Below are 4,702 nucleotides of genomic sequence, written 5' to 3' on the forward strand. Positions count from 1 at the left end.
CTGGCATAGCCGGAGCCGTGGAATACCGCACCGACGTCTACGACGCCGCCACGATCCACACCCTCATCGATCGACTCCACAGACTATTGGCGTCGACGACCTCCGACCCGCAGCAAAAGTTGTCGTCACTAGACCTCCTCGACGACACCGAACACCGGCATCTTGATGTGTGGGGCAACCGCGCCGCCCTGAGCCGTCCAACGTGTCTGCTGTCGATTCCGGAGTTGTTTGGCGCCCAGGTCGCGCGCACCCCGCAGGACGTGGCCTTGGTCTGCGGGAGCACCTCATGGAGTTACCGCCAGCTCGATGCGGCCGCTAACCGACTCGCCCACCTACTCGCCAGCCATGAAATGGGACCCGGAGACGTTGTCGCACTGTTGTTTACGCGCTCCGCCCAGGCCATTATCGCCATGCTGGCGGTGTTGAAGACGGGTGCCGCCTACCTGCCTATCGACCCCACGCACCCCCCGGCGCGAATCACCTTCATACTGCAGGACGCCGCGCCGGCGGCCGTGTTGACCACCAGCGAACTGACGGTCCGGTTGGACGGCTATGACCTACCCGTCATCGACGTCGGCGACCCCGGCATCGACACTTCCTACCCCACTCACCCGCTGCCGCACCCACAGCCCGACAACATCGCCTACATTCTGTACACCTCGGGCACCACCGGCACCCCCAAAGGTGTGGCGATCACTCATCGCAACATCGCCCAACTCGTCGCAGCGCCAACCCCGTTCACCGCCGCGGCGGGCCAGGCGGTGACGCAATGCCATTCCTACGGTTTCGACTTCTCCGTGTGGGAGATCTGGGGCGCGCTGCTGCACGGCGGGCGCCTAGTCGTGGTGCCTGAGTCGGTAACCCGCTCTCCCAAGGACTTTCACGCACTACTGGTGAACCAGCGCATCGACGTCCTCACCCAAACCCCTGCTGCGACTGCGCTGCTACCCACCCATGGCCTGGCCTCGACCGCACTGATCGTCGGCGGTGAAGCGTGTCCCAACGAGGTGGTCGATCGCTGGGCCCCCGGACGGGTCATGGTCAACGCCTACGGCCCCACCGAGACGACCGTGTGTGTGTCCATCAGTGCGCCGCTTATCCCCCGCTCGGGAACAGCCCCCATCGGCCGCCCACTACCAAGAGCGGCACTGTTCGTCCTGGACGCGTGGCTGCGCCCAGTCCCGCCGGAAGTTCCTGGCGAGCTATTCGTGGCCGGAGACGGTGTCGGCAGCGGCTACTGGCGCCGCCCAGCATTGACGGCATCGCGATTTGTCGCCTGCCCGTTCGGCAGCGCAGAGGCGCCGGGAAAACGTATGTATCGCACCGGCGATGTGGTGCGCTGGGGCACCGATGGCCAACTGCATTATGTCGGCCGAACCGATGAACAGGTTAAGATCCGCGGCCACCGCATCGAGCCAGGCGAAATCGCTTCGGCCCTAACAGAACTCGGGGGTGTCGAGCAAGCCGTCGTGATCGCCCGCGAGGACCGCCCCGGCGACAAGCGCCTGGTGGCCTACCTCACCGGGACGGCGGATCCGAGTGCGGCGCGTGCCCAGTTGGCCACCCGACTGCCTCCCTACATGCTGCCCGCCGCCCTGGTGCGATTGCCCGCGCTGCCGCTGACAGTCAGCGGCAAGCTCGACAGCCGCGCGCTACCCGCACCGGAATACGGCACCACGGAGCACTACCGCGCCCCCACCACCGCGGTCGAAGAAGTTCTGGCCGGTATCTACGCCCAGGTACTGGGCCTGGACCGGGTCGGGCTCGACGAATCGTTCTTCGACCTCGGCGGAGACAGCATCTTGGCAATCCAGGTAGCCGCCCGGGCACGCACCGCCGGGGTCATCTGCCGACCCCGGGACGTCTTCACCGAGCAGACCGTGGCTCGGGTAGCGCGCGTTGCCAACCTCGACGCTGCTGGTGAGGACGGCTGGGTCGACGACGGTGTGGGCGACGTGAGCGCGACACCGATCATTCGCTGGCTGCAAAGCGGAGCCGGACTCGTCAAGCGGTTCAACCAGACAGTGCTGTTCCAGGCCCCCCGCGGGGTGACTGCTGGCGACGTGGTGGTCCTGCTGCAGGCCCTGCTGGATCGCCATGCGATGTTGCGGCTATGGGTTGACCCTGACGGCGCCGGGGGTTGGTCGTTGCGGGTGCCCGAACCAGGTTCGGTGGATGCGCGCGCCTGCCTGCAGCAGGTGGCGGTGTTATCGGACGAGGCGATGGCAGCGGCGTGGTCGCGGTTGGATCCGGCCTGCGGGGTGATGCTGCGCGCCATCTGGGTTTCTTCGACATCGCAGTTGGTGCTGGCCATTCATCATCTCGGTGTTGACGGGGTGTCGTGGCGGATTCTGCTGGACGACATCAACACCGGCTGGGGACGGTACCGCGCTGACGGCGTAGCGGCACTGCCAGCCGGTGGCACCTCGTTTCGCCGATGGGCTTCGGTGTTGACCGAGTATTCGCACCACCCGGAAGTGACCCGAGAGCTGACGGTGTGGCAACAGATCTCAGCCATCCCGCCCGCACTGCCCGCACCCGACACCGGTGCCAGCATCAGGCATACGTCGGTATGGCTCGACCCGGGGACAACCGGCACGCTGCTCGGCGCGGCACCGGCCGCATTGCACACCGGGATTCACGACATTCTGTTGATCGCGTTCGCCTTGGCGTGGACGGAATTTCTGGGCGGCCCGGGTACCCCGATCACCATCGACGTCGAAGGCCACGGACGCCACGAGGAACTGGCCCCCGGCATCGACCTGTCCCATACGGTGGGCTGGTTCACCACCAAATACCCGGTCGCGCTGGCACCCGGCGGGCTGCCGTGGGAGAAGATCGCCGCCGGTGATGCGTCCGTGGGCGCGGTGATCAAGGACGCCAAAGAACAGCTTCGAGCCCTTCCCGACGGCTTGACCTATGGTTTGCTGCGCTACCTCAGCGCCGACACTGAGCTGACCGGGGTCCACCCGCCCATTGGATTCAACTATTTAGGGCGTCTCGGAGTCTCGTCGGAACCGGCGTTGGCCAACGACGAGCGATGGCGAATCATCAATTCGGACTTGCAGTTTGTCGTGGGCGCGGGCGTCGAGTCGGCCTTGCCGTTGGCGCACACTGTCGAGCTCAACGCGGTCACCGTCGACACCGACGCCGGCCCGCAACTGCAGGCCAACTGGACCTGGGCGTTTCCGGTGTTCGACGACACCCAGATCACCGCGATTGGCCGGCTGTGGTTCGAAGCGCTGACCGGCATCTGCGCATACGTCACCGCGGGGGGCGGTGGGTTCACTCCGTCGGACCTGGCCCCCCTGTCCGTGACCCAACAGCAGATCGAGCATCTAGAACAGACCCACCGGGTCGGGGAGCTGTTGCCGCTGACGCCCCTGCAACAGGGATTGCTTTTCCACACCGTCGACGCGCAGGGCCCCGCCGAGGCGTACCTGCTGCAGCTCAACATCGGCCTGGGTGGCCGACTTGACCACCACCGCCTGCACGGCGCGGCCCAAACCGTTGTTGGTCGCCACCCTAACCTCACGGCGCGATTCGTCTACGAAGATCTCGACCAGCCGGTGCAGGTGATCGTCCGGGACCCGGTGTTGCCTTGGCGCTACCTCGATTTCACCCAGGGCGGGCAGGACCACCCCGATATCGAGCGAGTGTGCGCCGGCGAACGCGCCGCCATCGCCGATGTCACCCAGGACTGCCCGTTTCGGGCCGTTTTGATCCGCACCGCCCACGACCGGCACCGCTTGGTGCTCACCAATCACCACGTGGTGTGCGACGGCTGGTCACTGCCAATCCTGCTGCGCGAGATATTCGCCAGCTACGCCGGACGCCCGCTATCAGCACCCACCCCCTACCGCAACTACCTGACCTGGTTAGCCGATCAAGACCACGATTGCGCCCAAACCGCCTGGCGCAACTTGTTTTCCGGCTTTGAGGCGCCCACACTGGTGGGCCCGCGCGATAGGTTTCAGCTGGCCGAACGCGGCGTCACAACCATCCCGCTGGCTACCGCCACCACCGCGGCGCTCACCGAGTTGGCGCGCACCCACCACACCACCGTCAACATCGTGCTGCAAGCCGCCTGGGCGCAACTGCTGGGCTGGCAGACCGGCCGCCACGACGTCGCGTTCGGCACCACCGTCTCCGGACGGCCCGCCGATCTACCCGGTGCGGACTCCCTGGTGGGCCTGTTGATCAACACCGTGGCGGTACGTGCGATCACCACGGCCGGCACCACGACCACAGCATTACTCGACCAACTCCAACGCGCACATAACGACACCGTCGAGCATCAACACTTAGCGCTCAGCGACATCCACCGGGCCAGTGGGCACGACGTATTGTTTGACACCCTGCTCGTGTACCAGAACTACCCGATCGACAGCTCGGCAATCCTGAGCGAACACGAGCCGACGATCACCGATATCACCAGCCGTGAATTCACCCACTACGCCCTTGCCCTGATTGCGCTGCCCGGACCCCAACTTCGGCTCCGTATCGAGTTCGCCACCGATGTCTTTGCCGCGAACAGCATTGAGCAGCTGATGCAACGGTTCCAACGGCTGCTGCAGGTGATGACGACCCAACCCGACCGGGCGCTGCCATCGGTGGATTTGCTCGACGAGGGTGAAAGGGCTGACCTCGATGGATGGGGCAACCGGGCCGCGTTGACCCGGTCGCCGACCGCGGTGTCGGC

At 65.8% G+C, this 4,702-nt stretch carries 1 protein-coding gene; it reads left to right on the plus strand.

The genetic code is table 11. The features are described from left to right. Positions 1-86 precede the first annotated feature (86 nt). Positions 87-4,702, plus strand: a 4,616-nt coding sequence (locus F0Q45_RS24435) for a non-ribosomal peptide synthetase (protein WP_188113139.1), incomplete at its 3' end; no start/stop codon positions are given.

Source organism: Mycobacterium simiae (assembly GCF_008370645.1).
Taxonomy (GTDB): Bacteria; Actinomycetota; Actinomycetes; order Mycobacteriales; family Mycobacteriaceae; genus Mycobacterium; species Mycobacterium simiae_A.